The sequence below is a fragment of the Streptomyces sp. NPDC043876 genome, assembly GCF_056435825.1.
This window is the reverse complement of the sequence record NZ_JBWKDV010000003.1, coordinates 918,651-941,437: the sequence shown is the minus strand read 5'-3', so window position 1 is coordinate 941,437 and position 22,787 is coordinate 918,651. Positions and strand designations below refer to the sequence as shown.

Genomic DNA, 22,787 nt, shown 5'->3' with positions numbered 1-22,787 from the left:
TCTTCCTTCGATCGTGTCCAGTGGGGTGAAGGTGAATGGGGCGAGTCACCGCAGGAGCGGTGTGGCAGCGCCGCGGGCCGCCGAAACCGTGTCATGCAGGCCGTGTCTCGTAGAGCCGGGCTCTGGTGCGAACCGGGCCCGCCTACGAATCGGCTCAAGCAGGAGAGGACTTCGGCGTGGCCAGGGCACTCGGTGTGCAGCCGGCGAAGGCCAGCACGTCACGATGGAGGTGGGGCTGGTCCACGTATCCGCAGGCCAGGGCGACATCGGCGGGGTTCTCCCCCGCTCTGAGCGCCCGGGCGGCGTGATCGAAGCGCACCAGCATGGCCGCACGCTTGGGCGTCAGGCCGATCTGGGCGCTGAACCTCGACCACAGCCGTTTACGGCTCCAGCCGCAGGACGCGGCGAGCTCGTCGACCCGGACCAGGCCGCGGCAGGCCACGATGTGGTCCCAGACGGCCGCGACCTCAGGCGCCATGGAGGGACCCGCAGCGGCCCGTCGCAGGAGGAACTCGTCCACCAGGAGCAGGCGTTGCTGCCAGGCCGTGGCCTGCGAGAGCTGTTCACGCAGGCGTTGGCCGGGCCGTCCCCACAGGTCGTCGAGGTCGAGGGCCGGCCGGTCGAGTTCGCGTGGACGGACACCGAGCAACGCATAAGCGGCGGGCGGTGACAAGCGCATTTCGATGCACTCGACCCGCTCGCCGCGCACGCGTGCCCGGCCGGGCGACAAGGGGGAGGCGAAGCCGCACAGGGGTCGTGCCCCGCGGTCGTCCTCGACCATGAACGGAAGGTCGCCGAGCCCGATGACGACGACCACGGAAGCCTGCGCGAACACCCGCTTGTCCAGGCCCAGGCCGACACGGTCACGGAACCCGGCCATCCGGACACCCCCGAGGGGCGGGCCACCGAGAGGGCGAGCGACCTCCCACCCTGTCCCGGCGTCGTGATCCGGCGCTGCCGGACCCGTTGCGTAGCTCTGCATGCCCCTACGGTCGCCGACTTCGGCGGCCCTGTCTTGGACGAAAGTTCCCCGCTGCCCCGGAGGACACGAAGCCGTCGCCTCGATAGGCGCCGTCTCGACGACCCTGCTGCTGCTCAACGCAGCCTGCATGCTCGGCGGCCGGGGGCTGGCGGGCACGTCATGGACGGTCACCCGCTCATCCAATCCGATGCCACAGACACCCCGACCCGCCAGGGATATCGTGAGCCACTCAGTTCCACGACTTCCCAAGTTCAGCCCTGAACCGACTGGTTGGATGCAGGTCCGAGCCCGGCGAAGGAGCGCATCATGCTCGAGTTCCGACACCAGCACCATCCCGAGGCGACTGGCACGGGCACCTTCCGATACGACGGACGCCGCTACCGGCGCACCGCTGGAATATCCGCCGACGGTGCGTGGACCCTGATCACGGCGCGCGCCGATCCGCGTCTGGGGACAGGCGTGCGGGGCTACCGCGGCTACCGACTGGCCATGCACCGCGCGCAGCGCCGCATCGAGATGCCCATAGGCGCGGTTTCGATGATCTTCAATTTCGGCGACCCGCTGCACATCTCGCGGATGCCCGGATCGGAATGCGACGAGCCGGCCTGGACCCCCCACGCCTCGCTGGTGGCGGGCCTGGAGACCCGGGCTGCGCTGGGAGAGCACAACGGCCGCATCAGGGGCGTCGAAGTCCTCCTGGAACCCTGGTTCGCTTTCACGGTCCTGGACCTGGCCATGCACGAGATTCAGGGGAGCATCCTGCCCCTCACCGATGTCGTCGGCCCGGCTGGTGGCCTGCTTGAAGAACAGCTCGCCCACACCCTGGACTGGTCCGACGCCTTCGCCTTGATCGACACCTTCCTCCTGGACCGCCGGACACGCGGCCGAGAGGCCGCGGCCCAGGTGGTGCACGCCTGGCAGCATCTGACCCGCACGACCGCGACGGAGCCGATCGGCCGCGTGTCCCGTTCCGTCGGCTGGAGCCAACGCCACCTCGAAGGGCGATTCCGTGAACAGATCGGCCTGCCGCCACGACGTGTCGCCCGCATGGCTCGTCTACGGTGGGCGCTACGTCTGCTGGCAGCGGGTCACCCCCCGGCCCACGTCGCTGCCGTCTGCGACTTCTACGATCAGGCCCATTTGAACCGAGACTTCAAGGCCACGGTCGGCTGCGCCCCCGGTGTTCTGGTCATGCACCATGCCCACCAGCCGCGCCCCCTCGACCGCCTCACGAACCAGCCGACCAGCGCGCTGCTGCCAGGAGCCGGCGGGTAGCCGGGCGGAACACGCCTGCGCGGCGGCGCGGCGGCGCGGCGAGCAGGGTGGTCGGCCCGGTGCACCGTCCGCTGGGACTGCGGTTTTTTCCTATACCGCTGAGATCGCCGTCTGCCACCGTTCCCGGCAGGCCAGCCAGGCCGATCTCCGTCCGAAACGAAGGATGCTGATGAAGACCCGAATCAAGTGCGCTCTCGGCCTCGCCGTCGTACCCGCCCTCGTGGCTCTTGCGGCCGGGCCCGCGCAGGCCGCGGGCGGGACGTACGACGTGACCCACTCCGGCGGGGACATCGCGGGCGCCTGGGCGCACGGAACCTTCTGGAAGGCGTCGGACGGCCGCTGGCACCTGAACGGCGAGCTCAAGGACACCGCCAGCGACGGGAAGGGCGCGGCCCTCAAGATCCTGGCGTACTACGCGGACGGCGGCACCCGCTACGAGGAGGTGAAGAACGCGAATGGCAACCAGGCGGTCGTGAACATAGGCGAGTTCAACTTCGCGTCGAGCCTGCGGTACATCCAGCTCCAGGAATGCACCATGACCAAGAACTCCCAGGGAGTCCCGTACATCAGCGCCTGCGCCAACGGCACCTTCACTTTCGCCGCCTCGTAGCGACAACGTCAAAGCCTCAACCCCGCTCACTCGTGACGGCCCATCGGTTCCCCCGGTGGGCCGTCTCGTCCGTCGAACGTGTGCGTGGTCAGACCGATGAGGCAGCTGCCGAGGCCGGAAGCGGAACGCAATATGCTTGGCTGAGCACATGTCTGACACGCTGAGTTCCAGAAAAACCGCGTCCGCGCTGCGGGCGTCCGCCCGGGTATCCGCCGAGTTGCTGCTGGTCCTCGTGGCGGTCGCGGTGGCCTTGTGGCTCCTGGGCCGTATGTGGTCGGTGATCTGGCCGCTGATAGTGGCTCTGTTCCTCACCACTCTGACGTGGCCCGTGGCCGCCTACCTCCGCCAGCGCGGGTGGCGCCCCGCCCTGGCCGCCTCATCGGTCACCGTACTGTTCCTCATCGCCGCCGCGGGCATCGTGGCGCTGATCGCCGTGCCCGTGGCCTCACAGTCCGGCGAGCTGGGCGACGGCGTGGTCAAGGGCATCCAGCAGCTGCGCGAGTGGGCCGCCGGGCCACCGCTGAACATCGGCGACGCCCAGATCACCGGGGCGTTCGATGCCGCCGTCGACCGCGTCCAGAACAGCGTCGGCAGCGCGGTCTCCACTGTCGTCACCGGTGTGAGCACTGTCTTCAACGGCCTGGTCACCGCCGTCCTGGCGCTCTTCCTGATGTTCTTCTTCCTCAAGGACGGCCCGCGGTTCCTGCCGTGGCTCACCCGTCAGCTCCCGGGCCGGCTCGCCACCGACGTCCCTGTGGTCGCCGCGCGCGGCTGGGAGACGCTCGGTTCGTTCGTGCGTTCCCAGGCCTTCGTCGGCCTGCTCGACGCCGTCTTCATCGGCCTGGGCCTGTGGATCGTCGGCGTCCCTTTGGTGCTGCCGCTGGCGGTGCTGACCTTCGTCTCCGCGTTCGTGCCGATCGTGGGCGCCTTGTTCGCCGGCCTCGTCGCTGTGCTGATCGCGCTTGTCTCGAACGGCCTGACGGACGCACTGATCGTACTGGCGATCATCATCGTGGTGCAGCAGCTGGAGGGCAACGTGTTCCAGCCGATGATCCAAAGTCGCGGTCTCGGCCTCCACGCGGCGGTGGTCCTCCTGGCCGTGACGCTGGGCGGCAGCCTGGCCGGAGTGGTCGGCAGCCTGCTGGCGGTACCGGCGGCGGCGCTGCTCGCGGTCGTCTGGAACTATCTCCGCGAACAGCTCGTCGAACCCCCGTTCGATGCCGAGACCACCGGGGCGACCACCGGCGCCGCCCCCTTGTAGCGCCCCCACAGCAACGGCCCGCCCGTGGGCCGATCCCGGGGCCTACGGGTCAGGGAAACCCCTTACGAGCGCGGACCGTCCGGCAGCCCGGGCGCCGATCCCGACCAGGGCGAACACGACGGCGAGCAGTACGAGGGCACGCGGGGCACGCACGCGCGCGGCCCGGCCGCGACAGGAGGACTGCCGCGGCCGGGCGCGTGGACCGCGTCAGCGGCGGGGGCCGCCACGGCCTTCGTCGCGGCGGGAGTCCTTGCCGTCCTCGTAGCGGATCTTCTCCTTGCGGACGGTGTCCGAGACTTCCTGCTGCTCGGTGACCTTGTCCGTCTCCAGACGCACGCGCTCGACGGGCACGGTCTCCTTGCGCGTCACCGCGCGCTCCGCGTGCAGGGTCACGTCCGTCTCGGCCTCGCCGATGTTGCCCCGGACCTTCTCCCCTTCACGAATGGGCTCGCGTACGACACGAACCTCCTCGTGGCTGACCGGGACGGTGGTGGTGACGTTCTCGGTGACGACCACCTTCTTGAGGCGGGCGCGGCCGACCTCCTCGTTGGTCGTCCCCACGCGCAGCCGCTCCTCGGAGCGGATCAGCTCGTCCTTGCCGCGTCCCTCGCCCCGGTCCTCGACGTACGTCCCCGTGGCGATGCCCGGCGCGTCCACGGCCGTACGGTGGCCGTTGCCGTTCCCGTTCCCGTTGCCTGCGGCAAGGCCGTAGTGCTGGTAGAGCCTCTGCTCCTCGTCGACGTCCAGGTGCTGGTCGGCGTCGACGCGCGGCGCGTCCTTCACGACGTCCTTGGAGTGCGGGACGTGGAGGGCCTCGCCGTCACTGCGGGCGCCCGACAGCGGAACGAACGACTCCTTCATGCCGAACAGACCGGTCTTGACGGTGACCCACTCGGGCCGGCCGGTCGCATCGTCGCGGTAGACCTGACCGATGCTGCCGATCTTCTCGCCGTCGGCGTCGTACGCCGTCAGCGTCATGAGCTGCTCGGTGCTCAGGAATCCGTTTCCAGCGCTCATCGAAAAATCCTCCAGTGCGTGGGCACGCGACGCGCGGCGACCTCGATGTCCCGCGTTCACCGCGTCCTATCCCAGACCGCCCCGAGAACGAGAAGAACGCAACCGGTACGAGCGGCCCGCATGCGGTGCCGATCCCGTTTCGCGCGGTGCTGAAGCCGTAGGGCCCGCCCCGTGACCCGGGCCGCGCTGATGGCCCCAACGGGTGACGCCGTCTGGGGTGACGCGCACGCGGGCATCGTGTCGGCTAGGTCCGCGGCACAGTGGTCGATGACCTGCGCGGCCCCCAGGGGCCGGGCATGGGCGTGGTCCTCACCGGCGGCGACGGCGATCACGTGGATGCCGCGGGTTGATCGAGACCACCCGCCATCGCTCCTTCGGCCTCCTTCCTGTGCCCTCAGACGTTCGGCGCCCGGAACACCATGTGGCCGAACTCGCTCGTGCCCGTCGCGGTGAGGGCTAGGTTCCCTTCGGCGTAGTCCACCGCCAGGGAGGAGATCGCGAGCAGTAGGTCCGGTGCCTGGACCGTGCTGATCTCCTGACGGGTGCCGTCCTTGGCCGCGTACGAGTAGATCCGCATGCCGAGCGAGGTCTTCCCGCCAAGGACGTTCGGACCCCGCGTGGGGGGTGATCAGCGGGGAGGCCCGTACGGCCGCACCCTGACGGTCGTGCACCACCACGGCGGGCGGGGTCGTGCGGTCGAAGGGCGCGGGCATGATGATCACGGTCAGGGGTGCGGCGGAGAGGATGCTCGCGGTGCCCTCCTCGGGGACGACGAGGCTCGGGGTGGCGGCGGCCGACAGCTGACGTCCACTCGCGTCCAGCGTCGAGAGGGCCCAGACCTCTCGCGTCGAACCGCGGGTCCGTAGCGTCATCATGATCGAGACCCGGTCCGGCGCCGTCACCATGTCGCCGTTCACGACGGGAATTCCGGTGGCGCTCGGGTTCACCCAGGTCCAGGCCTGGCTCCTGTCAGCGGTCCGCAGCCCCACGACCTTGGCCGATGACATGACGGCAAGGACGTCCCCGGTGAATCCGAGACGCAGCGTGTGCGCTGGGCGGCCCTTCGTCGCCTTCCACTCGTCGAACTGGGAGGCGAGGGAGAGGGACCACACGGTCTTCGTACCGGCACGGGTGTCGACCAGAGAAACGCGGTCACAGGACGCCATGGGTGAGAGCGGGTCACCCTCGACCCAGGCCAGCGCACCGAGGCCGTCCTTGCTCAGGCCGTCCGTCATCCCGCACAGGCTCAGGCCGGGCTCCGGCGGCTACACCGTGCCCAACGACGTCCCCTTGGCCGCGTCGAACACCTCCACGCCGGTACCACGCCCCACGTAGTACGCCGTGGGCGTCCGCCACGTGGTCAGCAGCTTCGCCAGCAGGGGTTCACCCCCCACCTGCGGACTCTTCCACGCCGGTCCCAGGTTCGCCCCACTGGGGGCGGCGCCGGAAGCGGAGGGGGAAGGCGCCCCACCGGATCCGCCCGTGGCCCACACCGCGGCGGCCGCTCCGCCGACCACCAGGACCGTCGCGCAGGCTGCGATGACGCGCCGCCAACGCCGCGAACCCGCTGGAGGCCCCCGGTGAAGTGGCTGGACCTCCGCAAGGCATTGGCCGCTGCCCGAAGGGACGTTGCCCGTTGACGCCCAAGAGGCTGGCGCCATCTGGACGGTGTCGGGCCGCGCTGGGGATCGGTCCTGTACCGGCTCGGGCGCGAGCACCATGTACGCGCCCGGGTGGCGCGCCGGGTCCGCGAGCCCGCCATCCGGGACATCGGCGCCGGGCGGGCCCGGGAGGCGTGTCACGACTGGCGGGCCGCAGGCCGCATGCGCTCCGCTCTGCCTGCGGCACGCCGGGCCCCGGGCCCTTCGCCGCCTTCTCGTTCTCATGACGCCGATGGGCCGGCGGGCGATTCCCGCTTTGACAGTGCTGACGAAGCTGATGGGGCGGCGTACCCGCAAACCGGTCAACTCCACGCGGGACGGAGAGGCGAAGCTGGACGAGAGGCTGTTCGCCGCCGCGATCGACGCCCGCATCGTGCGGTCCTCACAGCCCCGGCTCGTGGCCCCGTCGGGTGGTCGTCGTCAGCTCTGACCCGCGGCGCGCAAGGCCCGCGCCAGCCAGCGCAGTTCCTCCGTCGCGTCGGGCGACGCACGCTGCCCGCGCACACGGGCTACGAGACTGCGGTAATGCTCCGCTCCTGCCTCGATCCCGGCCTCCAGACTGCGCAGTACGGCGGCCCGATCGGTGTCGCCGAACAGCTCGGACAGCAACTCGGCCGCTGCCGGTGCCTCCGGAGCTGTCCCGCCCCTTCTGGCCTCCGCGACGGCCTGTACGGTCTGCCGCGCCCACCAGATGGACGCCCCGGGGGGACGGCCCTGCCCGGGTACGGGAGTGTTGAGTTCCATCCAGGTGCGCAGCCGCGCGCGGAACCCGGAGTCCCGCACCAGTTCGGCCAGTTCGATCCAGGCGTCGACCTGCTCCGGGGTGGGATCGTCGGGCAGGTCGACGGCGTAGCTGCGCATGCGGTCGCGTAGGCGCGGGTCGTCGAGGTCGCGGAAGACCTCCTCCTTGAACTCGTCGATGATCTGCTCGCGTTCGGCGGCGGAGAGCCGTGCCAATCGGTTCATCAGTGTTGTCTCCTCAACGGTCGAGCGTCGTTTCGCCACGGTGGACAGGACGGCCCGGCTCACCTTGAGCGACCGGATCCGTGCGTCGAGCGCGGCCACGTGCGCGTCGGCGACCTCGGCGACCGTGGTGCGGCCGCTCAGGATGCGGCCCACGTCGTCAAGCCCGAGGCCCAGCTCGCGCAGGGTGCGGACCAGCTCGACGCGGGCCACGGACCGGGCGTCGTACAACCGGTACCCGCCGGCGGAGCGGGACACGGGCGGCACCGCTCCCTCGTCGGACCAGAAGCGCAGGGTGCGCACCGGGAGTCCGGTGCGGTGCGCGAGTTCACCGATGGTGAGCACGTCGGGGTGTTCGTCGTCCATGGGGAAGATCCTGAACCTTCCAGCGGGTGGAGACGCAAGTGCCGTGCTCCCGCGCCTCCGAGGAAGGCGCCGCCCTCGATGGGGGCGTAGACGCCGATGCTGTCAGCCCTGTCCGCTGCCCCCTGGGATTACGGGTGGGTGTGCCCCTTCGAGGCCGGGTGTCCCGCCGATGTCGCACGGCGCCCGGATCGGGCTCACGAGGTGGACGGGACGGGGCCGGCCCGACAGTCGGCATGCCGAGGCCGGCACGCGCCGGGGCGCTCCGGCAGGATGCCCGTCGGCGTCGGCGCCGTACGAGCGGGACGCCGAGTACGGCGGGGCCACGGTCAGGGCCGCGAGGGCGGGCCGGCACACGGCTCCGATCGCCGAGAACGCCGATGCCGCCGAGGGCGGCCAGCAGCGGTCCGACGCAGCACACCGCGCAGGCAGCGGCTGTTGCAGCGCTGGCGCCGAGCGTGCCCGAGCGGCGGGGCGGGCGGGGAGCGGAGGCGGTCCCAAGGACGTTCCGCTCGGGGGCCGGGGCCAGACGCCGGCACCGACAGCACGTCGGTCACCAGCACGGTCATCTCCATCATGGCCACCACCACCCGGTCCCGGCCCTATCCCAGCCCTGTCCCACCTCTCTTCCGCGCCGGTCCCCCACCCCGGGCCCGGGTTCAGGGGTGGCGCGGCGCGTCCAGCCGGCCCTCATTGTGCCGAGCGCCCAGCACCGACGCACGGCGATGACACGGAGGGAGTCGATGCCCGAGCCGACCTTCTCCGTTGCGTCGGGGCATGTTCAGCAGGACCTGCAGCAGCAGGTCGTCGTCCTCCTGCTCGACGACCTGCCCGTCACCGGCGGCACCTGCCTGGCGGAGCCGGAGGGGCCGGAATTACTCCGCGATGTTGAGGCGCGCGATGTCCGCGGCGTACGCGGCGGTACGGACCGTCGCGGTGCCGGACATGAACAGGCCGGTGCCCCCGATGGCGAAGGGGAGGGAGAGCAGAAGGCCGGCGGTGATCTGGCCCCAGTCGCGCGCATCCGCACAGCTGTCGCCCGCGCCGTAGGACTCGCTGAGACGTCCGGCCTCGTGGAAGGCGCGGGACTTGCACTCGATGGTGCCGGGGTGGCCGTCAACGCTGAAAGGGAACACGAGGAGGTACCCCAGCCACAGCCAGATGAGTACGGCCACGGCCATCAGGCCGCGGCCCGCGCTCTGTTCGCGCAGACCCGGTACCCGAAACTCCCTGTCGTACGCCTGAGCCAAAGAGTTCATAGGGTTGACTTTCATACGTGTGAACCTAGCCCAAGCGGCCGTTGACCTCGTCCACTCGACTTCGGCATGGGGCCACACCTTGAGGTCCACGCAGAGGTCCACGCACCGTGAAGGCCGCATGGCCCGCCAGCATCCGCTGCATCGTCTCCGCTGCCCGTACGGACGCGTCGGCACAGCAGTTGTTGAACAGCACGTGGACGGAAGCGGATTGCTCCGCCATGTCCCGCAGCCGCGGCAGCCACTCGGCCAGCTCCGCCTCGGTGTAGGTGTGGCGGTACTTCGCCTCCCTGGAACCGGGGCCGCTGGAGCCCCATGCGGCGCTCCGCCCGTGGAAACGCACCACGGCGAGGTCCGGTGAGGTGACGCACGCGACCGGAGGGACGGACGTGGGCAGCCCCTGGGCCGTATCGACGGCCACGGTCGCGATCGCGTGCCGCGCCAGGAGGGCGGCGGTGGCCGCCCGCCGCTCCTCGGCCCACCACCCCGGATGGCGCAACTCCACGGCCAGCGGCCAGCCGACCGCCCGTTCGGCACACTCCTCCACCACCGCCTCACCACGGGCCCCCGGCGCGAGCGAGGCCGGGAACTGGAACAGCAGCATCCCCAGTCGTCCGGCCTCGCGCAGCGGCGCGAGCGCCCCGCCGAAGCGCTCCCACACTTCCTTGCGGAGTGCGCCGTCGGCCCGCACCCAAGGGCTGCCGCCGACCGGCCGCAGATCCGCGGGGAGGGCGGAGGTACGGGTCGGCTGGCCGGTCAGCAGTGAGAACGCCTTGACACCGAACAGGAAGCCCGGCGGGGTCCGTTCGGTCCACAGCCGGCTGTTGCGCGCGCTCGGCAGCCCGTAGTAGGTGGAGTCGACCTCCACGACGGGGAAGCGGGAGGCATAGTGCCTCAGCCGCCCCTCCGCGTCCCGCAGCCCTGCGGGGTACCAACCGCTGGCCACCAGCGCCGGATCCGTCCACGAACACGCGCCCACCAAGATCTCACCCATGGATCGCCGTATACCCCGCCGTGCCGACGGCACCGGCCGCGCCGTTCTTCAGCCGGGAATCCACGGGTGTACCGCGGGTGCGGGGTCGGGAACGGCCGCGGACGTTCGGGGTTTACGACGGGCGCCCGCCGAACTGCCAGTCATGCACATCGATGTCGGCGTACCGGTCGGGGGTCAGGATGGCCCGTGCCGCGTCCGGGTCCGGTGCCCGGATCAACGCCGCTGTGCCCAGCCAGGTGGCCCCGTCGTCGGACAACAGCGGCCCGTACGCGATCAGCGCGTCCCGGTCGGGCGGCGCCGCGAGGTCGGCGGGCTGTCCGGCGCCGAGGCCGAGCACCAGGTACCGGTTGCCGCCGGTCCGGCCGCCGGGAAAGTCCCACATGGTGCGCCCCAGCGTGTTGCGCCACCGTCGTAGCAGCACGTCCCGGTAGACGCCGGCCTGAAAATTCGGCTCGTCGAAGGCGAACGCGCGGGCCGCGCCGGGATCCGGCAGGTCGACGATGTGGATGCTTCCGGTAGGCGGGCCGCCGTCGCCGGCGAAAGTCGGGCCCCGGGCGATCATCTCCTTCGCATAGCGGTCCATGTATGCCAAGTGTTCTGCGAACAGCTCATCGCGCAAAGGCAGAGAGCCGGGCCGGTCGCGGTGATAGCAGAGGAACTCCATGTGCGTAGCGTCTCCTCAACGGGGTACCCAGGTCGAGGTTTCACTGCGACAACCTGCGACGACCGGTCGCGACCCACAACCGGCCGCGACCGGCGACAACCACTCGCCGGCCTCGCCCAGCAGCGCCCGGGCCGGACTAAGGCCGGGCCAGGACGTCGGTCACCCGGTGCGCGTAGATCACCCGGCCGCACGGGGAACCCGTGTCCGTGCACGTGGGGTCAGCGGTGTCCGCGCGGTGTTCGGTCAGCGACCAGAGGTACTGCGTACCGCCGCCCGGCACGCCCTGCCCGTGAGCGAAGGACAGGTCTTCGGGACCGACCGCATTGGTGATGTTGGCGCCGTAGTCGACCAGGCGCCCGCCGGAGACGGTCGCCCGGCGCAGGCTGCCGCTGTGCGTCGTCCAACTGCGGTTGAAGTAGTACATGCCGCCGTATCGCGCTGCGCCCTGGGTGAGGTCGCGGGGAAGGTAGAACGCTCCCGTGGCGCTGACCACGCCGTTGACCGACTTCAGCAGACCGGTGCTGTCGTCGATCGGCAGTGCGCCGACCCGGCCCTTCTCGGGGTGATCGGGATCGGAGTCGCAGTACTCCCCCATGATCAGGGCCGAAGCGGCCGGGGCGCTGCGGTCGACGGAAATGTAGGACGCCTTGGGCGCGCCGGTGGCGACGCACGTCCCGGCGGAGGAGTTGCCCTGGGCGCTGACGAACTTGTACGACGCCACCTGCGGCATCACGTACCGGTACGTGTGGCTGTAGTAGACGTTGTTCTGCCGGCCGATCTGGGATTCGTCCCGGACGTTGCTCTTCAGGCCGTCCAGCGTGGTGTCGTCCACCGAGGCGTTCTGGTCCGGGTTGAGGTCCAGGATGGAACGCATGTCGAAGACCCGCAGACCGTTCATGGTGTCCGCGACGTAGAGGTAGTACTTGTACCAGGCGATGCCGCCCGCGTGGACGTCGACAGCCTTGTACGAGACGTGGGCGTTGCTGTTGTAGTACGGCTCCACCAGCAGGACGTGACGGTACCGCCGGCCGTCGGGGTCTCCCGGCAGCGCGGTCTCCGGGTCGAGGAACGACAGCCGCACGCCTTTGCCGCCGACCTTGTCGTACCAAGAGGTGACCAGCGGCTTGCGGGACCCCCAGAGTTCATCGGTCTGGGCGTCCGAGACGCCGGTCAGGCCCTGGGGAATCCATTCCTCGGTGGCGGAGTCGCCGGGATCCCAGCAGAGCTTCCTCTCGGGAGCCAGCACCTTGCCGTCGTCGCCCGTGCCGAACGGGTCCGTGGCGCAGGACGTGCCCGTCCTCGCGACCCGGTTGCCCTGGTCGAGCAGCTCCTGAACACCCTGCACGGGCAGGGCACCCTTCAAGTCGGCCACCTGACGGCTCAGGTCGGGGCCGGACTTGAGATTGAAGGAAGAGGCGGCTGCCGGGTCTCCGGGGGCCGCCTGAGCGGGAGAGCCCGACACCGGAACCAGCAGGACCGCCGCGACGGCGGAAGCAATCCAACTGGCACGTCTGCCCTGGGCCTTACGGGATGTCATCGCTGATTCTGCACCTTCACTCGGAGCGGAAGCGAAGATCATACGCAGGCCCCGGGGGCGCCCGTGCGCCGGGGAAGCATCAGCGTCGCAGTTCGCAAACCCCCTCGGTGCAAGAGCGTTGCAGCCGCCCGGCCGAGATGGTTTCCATCAGGCCGATCGCCCAGCACATCGGGCAGCCGCGCAGCGCGATGAGGCCGACCGGGGCCAGGAGCAGGCTCACCGGCCCGGTGAGCGGCAGCAGCGCCAGCGAGCCGGCGAGGGCGCCGAAGCCGATGGCGCCCCGGGCCAGGTGACGGGGGACGGTGGTGCCTGCGAAGCCCCCGCGCTTCCGCGGGCGGGCGGCAGTGACGGACGAGGAGCCGGGCGGGGCGACGCTCGCCGTGGTCGGATCAGCTGTCATTCGTCGGCTCCCCCGGTGTGTGCCGGTTCCTCGCGCAATGCCTCGCGCACGGTCGAACGGGCCCGGTGCAGGCGGGACTTCATGGCGGCGGTGCTCAATCCGAGCCGGTCTGCCACCGTGTGGCCCGGCAAACCCTGGATGTCCCGCATGACCAGCACCTGCCGCTGGTCGGCGGGCAGGGCGGCGACCACGGCCGCTACGCGTTCGGCTTCCAGGCGCAGCAGTACGTCGTCCTCGGCGGACCGTGCGGTGGGGCCGGGCATGTCGTCGTGCCCGGCCGGCGACTCGTACGGTTCCTCGCGGCAGCCGGGTCCACCGCGGTCCCCGGCGGCCGGACCGCGGGGAAGCAGGGCCCGGGTGCGGCGCAGACATTCGTTGCGGACGATCCGGAACATCCACGACGCCAGCGCCCCCGACGCCCGCAGCATGCCGATCTTGCGGTAGAGGATGATCAGCGCTTCCTGCGCGGCGTCCTCCGCGTCCTGGGGGGTGGCGCACAGCGTGTGCGCGAACCGGCGCACGTGCGGGTACGAGCCGTACACCAGGGCGGTGAGCGCCTCCACCTCGCCGCGCTGCGCCGCGGCGACCAGGGTCGCGCCGGGCCAGATGTGCTCAGCCACGCCGACGCCCCCGGCGGCGCAGCAGCGTCACGGTACACGCGCACAGCAACAGCACGGCGGCCGCGACGATGACGGTAGTGGTCATGGAATCCTCCCGGTGGGACGGGGCGGACCGTCTCGTCCGCACACTCATGAGAGAGACGGCGGGCCGGAAAGGATTCACCCCGCGCGGAGAAGGATTCGCACGACGCAGTGGGCGGCAGTGGATGCCCCAACGGGCCCGCCCCCCAGCGGTGCCGGGCAGCGGGGCCGGGTGGGCCACCGGTCACGAGCGCGGAGCGGACTCCTCCGGCGCGAGCGAGTTGCCGTCGGCGATCCGGCCGCAGTCGGACGGCGCCGTCCGGCCGGCGAAGCGGTCGCCCAGCCAGCCCAGCGCGGCGGGGGCCCAGGCCAGGGTCGCGCCCGTGTGGCTGAGCACCTCGTACTGGCTGTACTTGACCGCGGAGCCGCCGGTGGCGCAGTACTGCCGGGCGAGCGAGCGCACGTCACCCGCGACCATCACGCCGTCGCCCGTACCGATGCCCGGCCGGTTGCTGAAGGTCCCCTCGAAGACACCACCGTTGCCCTGGGCGATGAACCCGGGGACGGAAGGAGTCCCGGCGGAGCCGAGGTTGAGCTTGTTCATCGCCGTCACGAAGGCGGGGATCGAGTTCGGGTCGGCGTATTCCGGCTTCGCCATCTTCTTCCAGGTCAGACCCGGGTAGTGGCCGAGGGCGTCGATGATGGAGCCGCGCTCCAGGTCCTGGTAGACGCTCAAGCCGTAGCCGTTGAGGTAGCTCTTGAGGTCGATGCCGTACGAGCGGGAGACGCCGATGACGGCCATGGGAATGACGCCGGACCACGCGAGCGAGCCGTCGACGTACTTCAGGTTGTGCGCCGGGTCCACGAGCAGGCCGCCCTCGGCGTATCCGACCAGTCGGCGGTTCACGTCCGGCGCGTAGGTCGGCGCCAGCGCGGCGGCCCAGTTGGTCGCGATGGCCCCGCCCGAGTAGCCGATGAGGCCGAACGACGTGGTGGGGTTCAGCCCGGTTTCGGCCGACCTCGTCGCGGCACGGATCGAGTCCAGGGTGTTGGTCCCGTACTCCGGTCCGGCGGCGAAGTTCGCCTGCTGTCCCTCGGTGTCCGGGATGACGAGGTTGTATCCCTGGAGCAGCAGCGGCGCCATGAAGAGCGCCTCCGCGTTGGGGATGGCGCCGCCGAGGCTGACGCCGCCGGCGATCGCCCGGGAGGGGCTGTCCTCCGGGTTCAGCGAATCGTAGAACGACTGGTAGGAGACCGCCTTGCCGCTGTCACCCGTCAGACTGCGCACCACGGTGGTCACGTTGGCGGCCGGGCGGCCCTGGGCGTCGGTGGTGCGGTACAGCAGCTGGACCGCCTTGAGCGGCGTGGGGATGCCGACGACGTGGTACTGGAGGGTCCGCGTCTTCAGCACGGTGCCCGGCGCGAACGAGGACAGCGGCTCGCTGCCGGAGTAGCTGTAGAACGCATCGCTCGCCGCGGCGACCGGGGTTGCCGCGACGGCGGTGACGGCGGCCGGAGCGGCCGCGACGGCGGTGACAGCGGGTGCGGCGGCCATGGCCGCGGCGGCGACAGCGACGGAGATGAGGCGAACGGCAGTCCTGGACACGCGTTCCTCGATTCCTGTGTGGGGGTCCGACGCGCCGACAGGGGGTCCGGTGCGCGGCACATCTGACCGGGCGGGCGGTGCCCGGCAGGGAAGTGCGGTGAACGATGCAGCCGAGGTCCCGCCACATCTGGCCATGCACCGGCCAGTCGTGTTACCAACCAGTAGGTGATGTCCCGGAAACATCATGGGGCCGGTACGCGGCCGCGTCTCCGGGTGGGGAAACAGAGATGTGCGAGGTGGATTGTGACCGCATCCAACGCGGCGGCAAGGGACCGGGTGCCGCGGTTCGGTGGTGTGCCGGTGCACAAGCGACTCCAGGACGCGGCCGGTGCGCTCGAACGCGCCGTCATGATCCGGCTGGTCGAGGGGCTCCCCGTGTACGGAACGCTGCCGGCCGAGCAGCTCGGCGGCGACATCGCCAAGCAAGTCACCCACGGCATACGGGGCTTCGCCTCGGTCCTGTGCACCGGCGAGATGCCCGGGCAGGCCGAGGCCGCGGTCGTCCGCGAGTCCTCGGCCCGGCGCGCGGACGAGGGCGTGCCGCTGGAGGCCGTGGTCGGCGCCTACCACCTCGGTGCGGAGGAGTGCGCCGCCCAGGTCTTCTCCGCGGCCGAACCGGGTGACCTGGCCGACGTGCTGCTGGTACAGCGCCAGATGCTCGCGTACCTGCGGCTGATCAGCTGCGAGGTGGCCGCCGGGTACGTACAGGAGCGCCAGACGGCGCTCAGTGACGAGCAGGTCGCCCTGCAGTCGCTGCTGTCCCGGCTGCTGGAAGGCGGCAACCCCCAGGGCGCGGCGGACCGGGCCGGCATCCGGCTGCCGGCCTGCTACCTGGTGCTGAGCATCGCGGTCGGGCCCCACCCGGACGAGCTGGTGCCCGGTGTGAACCACTCGGTCGCGGCCCGCCGCAAGCTCCGGCGGCTGCGCAACGAAATCCAGCGCCAGACGACGGGCGTTCCGCTCTCCGTCCTGTCCGGCAGCGGCGGCCTGGTCCTCATCCCGTACGAGGCGCCGCCGGCCGACTTCGGCGGCGCGGACCGTGCCCGGCTGTCCCGCCTGGTGGAGCAGCTCGGCCGGATGTGCGGCGCCGAGCTGCTGACGGCGGCGACGGCCGCGGCGCCCGAAGGGGTTGCGGAGGCCGCCCGGCTGGCCGGCGAGGTACGCGCGGTGGCGGAGGCGTCCGGCCGAGGGCCCGGGCTGTACCTGCTCGACGACGTGCTGCTGGAGTACCAGCTGAGCCGGCCGAGCCCGGCCAGGGCGGGGCTGGCCGCACTCCTCGACCCGCTGGACGCCCGCCCCGAACTGCTCGACACGCTGCGCGCCTTCCTGGCCGGGGGGCTCGACCGGCGCCAGGCCGCCGCCCGGCTGCAGGTGCACCCGAACACGGTCGACTACCGGCTGCGCAAGGCCACCGAACTCACCGGCCTGGACGCCTCCCGGGGCGCGGACATCCTGACCTTGCGCGCCTCCCTGGCCGCCCACGACGCCGTACGCCAGACCGCGCCGGGCACGAGCGGGCCCGTGACGCCCCGGCCGCCGAACCGGTGGTCGGGCCCGGCATGACCCTCCGCACACGATGCGGCTCCCCCCACGGGCGCGGGTACGGCTCGGCACGGCAGGTCCGGGTAGCTCGCCGGGGAAATGACCCGGGCCGCATCGGCGGTCGGCGCAGGATCACGACGGCGCGTCTACCGAGTACTCCCCCACGGGCGGCAACAATCGGCTGTGTACGGGCGTGCTCCGCACCCGGGTCGCGGGCCGGTTCGTGAGCGGGTCATCGAGGGGGGACGGGAGCACCGTCGTGAACACGTTCGCATTGATCCATGGCGCTGGTGACGGCGGCTGGTACGGCATGCTCATCGGCATGGTGGCCGATTCGGGGCGGGACGGCTGTTGACGGCCCACCATTGGCAGCCAGGGACCGGCGGACGATCCCACACCGTCCGAAGCCGCACTCCCAACGCCTCGACGACCTGGCGCCCGCGACAAGCCACTGCGAGAATCCAGGACATGCCCAGCCACACCACGGAAGAGCTCCTTGCGAACGTTCACGGACTGACCCCTGAACAGGCGCAGCAGACCGGTGATCGGATCGACGAATGCAGGCGGCTACTCGCCGCGGGCGTCGACATGGACACCGTCCAGCAGCATCTCAAAGACAACGGCATCAGCATTCTTCAAGCCATCCTGATCACCACCAGACTGGTGGGCGACAACCGGAGCACGCTGCGTGCAGCGCGAGAAATCGTGGAATGCAGCCCAGCCCGGACACACAGCACTCGCCTCCCCGCCGAGGCAACCGTCCCAGCGCCCCCTCGTGCCCGCGGCGCCCACCGGCCACGCTGACCACCGGCCCGAGCCGCACTTTTCGACGTGCCACCGCCAACCAGGCACGTACTCGTCAGCGTGCGTTGAACGCAACCCAAGTGTTCGCCGACAACTCGGGCCGCCCGGGCACCGGGCGCCGCTCCTCCGTCCAGGCCTCGCCCGCGACTTCGGAAGCGACGCGACGCCAGAAGCGTGCCGCGCCCACGTTCTCTTCCTGAAAGGCGATCTCCCACCGGCCGGGGTGCGCGCTCAGGACGGACTGCACCGCCCGCAGCCCGAGGCCCGCGCCAGGTCTTCCATCCGATCCCCTTTTCAGCGTGCCGGATCGGCCGCCTCCCGCGCCCGCGCGACGTAGCAGATCGTCGAGGACGACACCGCTGGTCTCATGGCCAGCGTACGGGCGCACCTGCCGCTGAACCCGTACACGCGGGTGTGCGGGCGGCAGCCTCACCCGAGTTCCCGTCATCGGCCTTCTGCCGACCCGGCTCCAGGCGGCCGCTCCGCTGAGGCCGCCGCGAGTTCCCTGAGGCGCCGCTTGTCCGGTTTGCCGCGGTCCGTCAGCGGGAGAGCTTCCATCCAGAACACCGCCGTCGGCCGGTGGCCCGGCGCCAGCGCCGCCTCGACCAGTGCGCACGCCTCGGCGGCCGCCGCGTCCGTCGGAGCGTGGCCGGGGGCCGCGACGAGGAAGGCGCACACCGCCTCCCCCGTGCGGGCGTCGGTCCGCCCCACCACGGCCGCCCTAGCGACGGCGGGGTGCCGGGTCAGCGCCGTCTCGATCGGGCCGCAGTAGATGTTCGCCCCGTGCACCATGACGACGTCCTTGATCCGGTCGTCGAGGTACAGGTACCCGTCGCCGTCGAAGTGGCCGACGTCCCCGGTGCGCAGCCAGCCGTCCCGCAGTACCTCGGCCGTCAGCTCGGGCAGGCCGCGGTAGCCGGCCATCACCATCGGGGACCGCACCCACACCTCCCCGGTGGCGCCCGGCGCGGCGCCGCGGACCTCCACCTCCACCCCGGGCACCGGGCGGCCCACGGAGGCGAGCAGGTGCGGGCGGTCGGCGAGCGCCGCCTCGTGGTCGGCCGGGGTGAGCCGGCAGAGCACCCCGGCCTCGTTCAGGCCGTAGCCCTGGCGCCAGCGCACCCCCGGACCCCAGCGGGACAGGGCGCTGCGCAGCCGCTCCGGGTGGACCGGGGAATCGCCGTACGAGACCTGCGCCAGGCCCGGTATGCCGTCGGCGGTTTCCGGGTCGTCGAGCAGCCGGTACAGCGTCGAGGGCGTCAGGTACGTGGACACGGGCCCCAGCCGCAGGCACGCGGCGGCGAACTCCCGCGTGCCGAAGGGGTGGAGGATCTCCGAACGGCCGCCGGTCCTCAGCTGTTCCAGGCAGCGGCCGCCGGAACGCTGGGAGAGGGCATCGGTCGACACGAACACCATGGGGCCGCCGGAGTCCGGGGCGGAGCCGCCGCGCTCGTCGCGGGTGGCGGTGCGGGCCGCCATCGCGGCGAACGTCGAGGCCACGCCCTTCGGCCGGCCCGTCGTCCCGCCCGTGTAGGTCACCCGGGCCACGTCCTCGTCGCGCGCCGCCACCGCCAGGGGCAGGGGCAGGGCCTCTCGGCCGGAGGCCAGCTCGAGGAGTGCGGCCAGGCCGATGCGCTCGCCCGGACCCGGCGGTACCGGGGTGTCGTGGACCACCAGGGAGGGTGCGCAGTCCCGTAGGAGGTGATCGAGGGCGTGGGTGGTGGGGCCGACACACACCTGGGTCAGCCGCGCGCCCAGCAGATGCGCGGCCAGCCGTACCAGCAGCGTCTCGGGCGGATTGCCCGCTGAGACACACGCCAGTCCGGAACCGCGCCGGATCCCCGACTCGCTCAGGACACCCGCCAGCCGGTACGTCCAGGACAGCACCTCAGCATGGGTCAGGACCCAGGCCCCCGAACCGAAGGCCGGGCGGTCGGCGTACCGTTCGCACGCTTCGACCAGGTCCGTCACGTACCGCGCGGCGCCGCTCATGACGCCAAGATACCCGGCGCCCGGATTCGGCGGGGGCGGCTACGGACCGGCCGGGCGGCGGGCGATGATGCAGGGCCGGTCAACCGGCTTGGGGCTGCCACATCTTGACGGTCGTCTTCGGGTTGTTCGCGGAGTTGGATTTGTGCGTCACCAGGCACCGGTACTGCTTGCCGAAATGAACGACACGCTCGTTCTCGGAATACTGCCGGTTCACTTTCCATTCCGAATGCCCTGCTGCCATGCGACGCCACCTTTCACCGGGCCGGCTCACTGCCAGCCCGTATGAAGCATCGCACCCTTCCGAGCAGGTCAGGCACCTGATCCTGACGGGCAGCCCTCAGTCGGCATCCGCCAGCACCCTCGTCCGCGCCGCCTGGTAGTGGCAGCCGGCGGCCTCGAATGCGTCCGCCGTGGCGAGCAGGCGCTTGTGGTCCTGGTCGAGAACGGCTTGTGCCCGCTCCACGATGGCGCCGGCGACCGGGTTGCCGGCCGTGATGGTGCGGCCTTCGGCCAAGCGCTCCGGCGCCTCGGGACTTCCGGCCAGAACGGCGGCCTCGGCGCGTATCGCCACGTACCAGTGCAGCCAGATCCAGGTCACCCATTTCCACACCTCCTCGGGTGCGGGCGCCATCCGCTGCACGGCTTCCTCGGCGCGTCCGTGATGGAGCAGCCGCATCGCGTCGAAAACCGCCCCGTAGCCGTACGTGCGCTCGGACGACTCGCCGAGCCGGTCCAGCACCACCCGCCATGCGCGCTCGGCATCGTGGTCGCCGCGGAAGTTGTGGATCATCGCGACCGCGGCAGCGGCCGGGCCGAGGACCGCCTTGGCCGGGCTCCCCGCGCGCTGCCACGCGTCGAGGAAGCGCGTGCTGCCCGTAAGCACCTCCTCGGCGTTGCCCGCCAGCGCGTCGGCGACCAGCAGCCAGCTCGTCGCGCGGTGGCCCACCTCGGCCAGGGCCGGATGGTCGGCCAGCCGGCGTCCACAGCGGAGGGCGTCCGCCAGGTTCCCCGCGCCGAGGCTGGTCTGCACGGCCATGCCGAGCGCGTCGATCAGTTCGTGGACACCGCCCGGCGTCTGCGGCCCCTCCGCCGTGGAGGAGAGCAGCGTGATCCGGCACCCGGCCGTCGCCGCGCAGGCGAACGTGTCACCGGCCCAGGCGTGCGCCGCAGTGAGCGCGTCCAGCGCAGCGGACTCCGCGAGCGGGTTGCCGGTACGGCGAGCCAGCTCGACCGCGCGTTCGGCGCGCGCGAGCGTCTCCGGCACGGCATTGTCGGCCGGGCCCTGCACCGCGCCGAACGCATCGCTGAGCACTCCCGCGTCCGCCAGCGCCACCGCCGCCCCGACGGCCGGGTCGTCGCCTCCCAGCTCCCGCGCTTCGCCGACCAGGGCGAGCGCCTCCTCTTCGGGCGGGATCCGCGTGAACGTGCTGGAGAAGCGGTACGCGACGGTGGCAGCGGTGGCCAGGTCCACCGCGGCCCCCGCGCTGTCCCCCGCACGGCGAGCGGCGGCCGCGGCGGCGCGGTGCAGGCGGTACATGTCGTTGCCGTGCGTACGGCAGCCCGCCACCTCCGCGGCCTGCCGGAGCATGTACGCGGAGACGGTGGGGTCGTCTGTGAGCGCGGACGCCTGCTCGTACCGCTGCTGCGACTCCCCGATCAGGTGGCGGGTGAACGTCAGCTCACCCAGACACCGGGCCAGGCGGCAGGCGGCCGCGCGCTGCTCCGGCTCGCTCGCCGCCCATCTCAGCGATGCGCGCAGGTCATCGGCGGCCGCGTCGAACCGGGCCCGCCAGTCCTGCCCGGCCACCGCCAGGTCGGCGGCCCGGGTGAGGCACCACTGCAGGTGCCGGGCCCGGACTCCGGCCAGCTCACCCGCCTGCTCCAGCCGTTCCGTGCCGTACTGGCGGATGGTTTCCAAGGCCCGGTAGCGGGTGCCCTGCGGGGATGTCGTCACGCCCAGCAGGCTCTGCTCGGCGAGCCGGGCCAGGCCGTCGGCGACCACGTCGACCGTGGATCCGGCGATCTCGGCCGCCGCCGGTACGTGGAACGGTGCCACGAAGACCGACACCCGGTGCAGGAGCTCCTGGTCGACCGGCTCCAGCAGGGCGTGGCTCCAGTCCAGCACAGCCCGCACCGAGCGGTGCCGCTTGTCGGCCCGGGAGCCGCCGGTGAGCATCCGGAGCGGGTGGGACACGGCGGCGGTGATGCCGTCCAGTCCGAGCGTCGGGCAGCGGGCCGCGGCCAGCTCGATCGCCAGCGCCATCCCGTCCAGCCGCGCGCAGATCGCGGCGACCTGCTCGTACTGCGGCTGCTCCAGCGGCCGGCCGGCCGCCCGGGCCCGCTCCATGAACAGCGCGACCGCGTCCGACTCGTCCGCCAGCGACAACGGCGGCACCTGGTACACCCGCTCGAACGGCACCATCAGCCGGGCCTGGCTGGTCGCCAGAACGGTCACTCCCGGACAGGCCGCGAGCAGCCGCTCCAGCAACAGCGCCACCCCGTCCACCACGTGCTCGCAGTTGTCGAACACGAGGAACGCCTGGCGGGCGGCCAGCGCCGTGACCACCGACTCGGTCAGATCGCGGCCGGGCTGCTCGCCGAGTCCCAGCGCACCCGCGAGAGCGGTCGCGATCAGCGCGGGGTCGGTGACAGGGATCAGATCGACGAACCACACCCCGTCGGCGTACCGGCCGGCCACCTCCGCCGCCACCGCCAACGCGAGCCGGGTCTTGCCCACGCCGCCGGGGCCGAACGCTGTCACCTGACGATGCGTCATGACAAGCTCGGACAGCTCTGCCCGCTCCCGGGACCGGCCGACGAACGAGGTCAACGGGGCCGGGAGCGGCGCCGGTTCCCGATGAGGCCGATCGACGGCCGCGCGCTGGGCCAGAGCCCGCCGGTCCGGCAGGTCCAGCTTGCGCAGCAGCGAGGAGACGTGGCTTTCGACGGTGCGAACCGAGATGAACAGCCGCGCCGCGATCTCGGCGTTGCTGAAGTGGGAGCCCAGGAGCCCCAACACCTCTGACTCCCTTGGGGAGATGTCACCTTCTCTGGCCATGGCCGCATTCTGTCGCATCCGCTCCGCGGCCTCCCCGGGACGGCGTTCCGTGATCCGTTACGTAGTCCATTACGTGGTCCGTTACGCGGTCACCACGGATGCCCGCAGACCCGGCCGGGACGGAAGCTGAGACCACAACCGAGCGCGCCGCCCACAGGAGC

21 protein-coding genes are annotated in these 22,787 nt (G+C 71.5%); 6 read left to right on the top strand and 15 right to left on the bottom strand.

Annotation, left to right across the window (positions count from 1 at the left end):
* Window positions 1-154: 154 nt before the first annotated feature.
* Entirely contained in the window at window positions 155-880 is a 726-nt protein-coding gene (locus tag AC0693_RS13740) for a helix-turn-helix domain-containing protein (protein WP_478801839.1), read from the bottom strand.
* Between the two features lie 408 nt (window positions 881-1,288).
* Between AC0693_RS13740 and AC0693_RS13735 the strand changes: the two genes are divergently transcribed.
* The 3 genes from AC0693_RS13735 (at window position 1,289) to AC0693_RS13725 (ending at window position 4,128) form a co-directional block, all read left to right on the top strand.
* On the top strand, window positions 1,289-2,257 hold the full coding sequence (locus tag AC0693_RS13735) for a helix-turn-helix domain-containing protein (protein WP_478801838.1): 969 nt from the start codon (window positions 1,289-1,291) through the stop codon (window positions 2,255-2,257).
* A gap of 169 nt (window positions 2,258-2,426) precedes the next feature.
* On the top strand, window positions 2,427-2,867 hold the full coding sequence (locus AC0693_RS13730) for a hypothetical protein (protein ID WP_469318445.1): 441 nt from the start codon (window positions 2,427-2,429) through the stop codon (window positions 2,865-2,867).
* A 148-nt stretch (window positions 2,868-3,015) separates the two neighbouring features.
* The gene (locus AC0693_RS13725) at window positions 3,016-4,128 is read left to right on the top strand and encodes an AI-2E family transporter (protein WP_478801837.1); all 1,113 of its coding nucleotides are present in this window, start codon (window positions 3,016-3,018) and stop codon (window positions 4,126-4,128) included.
* 207 nt (window positions 4,129-4,335) lie between these two features.
* On the opposite strand, the gene AC0693_RS13720 is transcribed toward AC0693_RS13725, so the two are convergent.
* From AC0693_RS13720 to AC0693_RS13710, 3 genes are all read right to left on the bottom strand, one after another.
* A complete protein-coding gene (locus tag AC0693_RS13720; RefSeq protein WP_469318443.1) occupies window positions 4,336-5,145 on the bottom strand; it encodes a DUF2382 domain-containing protein in 810 nt (269 codons plus the stop codon).
* Between the two features lie 394 nt (window positions 5,146-5,539).
* Complete coding sequence (locus tag AC0693_RS13715) at window positions 5,540-5,722, bottom strand: hypothetical protein (protein WP_478801836.1); 183 nt, start codon at window positions 5,720-5,722, stop codon at window positions 5,540-5,542.
* A 688-nt stretch (window positions 5,723-6,410) separates the two neighbouring features.
* On the bottom strand, window positions 6,411-6,539 hold the full coding sequence (locus tag AC0693_RS13710) for a hypothetical protein (protein ID WP_478801835.1): 129 nt from the start codon (window positions 6,537-6,539) through the stop codon (window positions 6,411-6,413).
* A gap of 523 nt (window positions 6,540-7,062) precedes the next feature.
* Here AC0693_RS13710 and AC0693_RS13705 point away from each other — a divergent pair.
* Complete coding sequence (locus AC0693_RS13705) at window positions 7,063-7,236, top strand: hypothetical protein (RefSeq protein ID WP_478801834.1); 174 nt, start codon at window positions 7,063-7,065, stop codon at window positions 7,234-7,236.
* Here AC0693_RS13705 and AC0693_RS13700 read toward each other — a convergent pair.
* The 8 genes from AC0693_RS13700 to AC0693_RS13665 form a co-directional block, all read right to left on the bottom strand.
* Window positions 7,227-8,135: a helix-turn-helix domain-containing protein gene (locus tag AC0693_RS13700; RefSeq protein WP_478801833.1), complete on the bottom strand. Its 909-nt coding sequence runs from the start codon at window positions 8,133-8,135 to the stop codon at window positions 7,227-7,229. The two genes, AC0693_RS13705 and AC0693_RS13700, sit on opposite strands and share 10 nt — an antisense overlap.
* 872 nt (window positions 8,136-9,007) lie before the next feature.
* Window positions 9,008-9,391, bottom strand: coding sequence for a hypothetical protein (locus AC0693_RS13695; protein ID WP_478801832.1), 384 nt, complete (start codon window positions 9,389-9,391; stop codon window positions 9,008-9,010).
* Window positions 9,392-9,416: 25 nt separating this feature from the next.
* Window positions 9,417-10,382 carry a DUF72 domain-containing protein gene (locus tag AC0693_RS13690; protein WP_478801831.1) on the bottom strand — a complete coding sequence of 322 codons (966 nt, stop codon included), beginning with the start codon at window positions 10,380-10,382 and terminating at the stop codon, window positions 9,417-9,419.
* A gap of 112 nt (window positions 10,383-10,494) precedes the next feature.
* Complete coding sequence (locus AC0693_RS13685; RefSeq protein ID WP_478801830.1) at window positions 10,495-11,046, bottom strand: YciI family protein; 552 nt, start codon at window positions 11,044-11,046, stop codon at window positions 10,495-10,497.
* A gap of 136 nt (window positions 11,047-11,182) precedes the next feature.
* Complete coding sequence (locus tag AC0693_RS13680; protein WP_469318435.1) at window positions 11,183-12,583, bottom strand: hypothetical protein; 1,401 nt, start codon at window positions 12,581-12,583, stop codon at window positions 11,183-11,185.
* Between the two features lie 79 nt (window positions 12,584-12,662).
* Window positions 12,663-12,983 carry a hypothetical protein gene (locus AC0693_RS13675; protein WP_469334551.1) on the bottom strand — a complete coding sequence of 107 codons (321 nt, stop codon included), beginning with the start codon at window positions 12,981-12,983 and terminating at the stop codon, window positions 12,663-12,665.
* Window positions 12,980-13,603: an RNA polymerase sigma factor gene (locus tag AC0693_RS13670; protein WP_478801829.1), complete on the bottom strand. Its 624-nt coding sequence runs from the start codon at window positions 13,601-13,603 to the stop codon at window positions 12,980-12,982. Before AC0693_RS13670 ends, AC0693_RS13675 begins: the two co-directional genes overlap by 4 nt.
* A 265-nt stretch (window positions 13,604-13,868) precedes the next feature.
* Window positions 13,869-15,230 carry a lipase family protein gene (locus tag AC0693_RS13665; protein ID WP_478801828.1) on the bottom strand — a complete coding sequence of 454 codons (1,362 nt, stop codon included), beginning with the start codon at window positions 15,228-15,230 and terminating at the stop codon, window positions 13,869-13,871.
* 243 nt (window positions 15,231-15,473) lie between these two features.
* Here AC0693_RS13665 and AC0693_RS13660 point away from each other — a divergent pair, with 243 nt between their 5' ends.
* Both AC0693_RS13660 and AC0693_RS13655 read left to right on the top strand, forming a co-directional pair.
* Window positions 15,474-16,793, top strand: a complete 1,320-nt coding sequence (locus AC0693_RS13660) for a PucR family transcriptional regulator (protein ID WP_478801827.1) — start codon at window positions 15,474-15,476, stop codon at window positions 16,791-16,793.
* A gap of 447 nt (window positions 16,794-17,240) precedes the next feature.
* A complete protein-coding gene (locus tag AC0693_RS13655) occupies window positions 17,241-17,576 on the top strand; it encodes a hypothetical protein (protein WP_478801826.1) in 336 nt (111 codons plus the stop codon).
* Window positions 17,577-18,020: 444 nt separating this feature from the next.
* On the opposite strand, the gene AC0693_RS13650 is transcribed toward AC0693_RS13655, so the two are convergent.
* From AC0693_RS13650 to AC0693_RS13640, 3 genes are all read right to left on the bottom strand, one after another.
* Window positions 18,021-19,568: a class I adenylate-forming enzyme family protein gene (locus tag AC0693_RS13650; protein ID WP_478801825.1), complete on the bottom strand. Its 1,548-nt coding sequence runs from the start codon at window positions 19,566-19,568 to the stop codon at window positions 18,021-18,023.
* 79 nt (window positions 19,569-19,647) lie between these two features.
* Window positions 19,648-19,809 carry a carbohydrate-binding protein gene (locus tag AC0693_RS13645; protein WP_468469319.1) on the bottom strand — a complete coding sequence of 54 codons (162 nt, stop codon included), beginning with the start codon at window positions 19,807-19,809 and terminating at the stop codon, window positions 19,648-19,650.
* Between the two features lie 96 nt (window positions 19,810-19,905).
* Window positions 19,906-22,626: an ATP-binding protein gene (locus tag AC0693_RS13640; protein ID WP_478801824.1), complete on the bottom strand. Its 2,721-nt coding sequence runs from the start codon at window positions 22,624-22,626 to the stop codon at window positions 19,906-19,908.
* Between the last annotated feature and the right edge of the window lie 161 nt (window positions 22,627-22,787).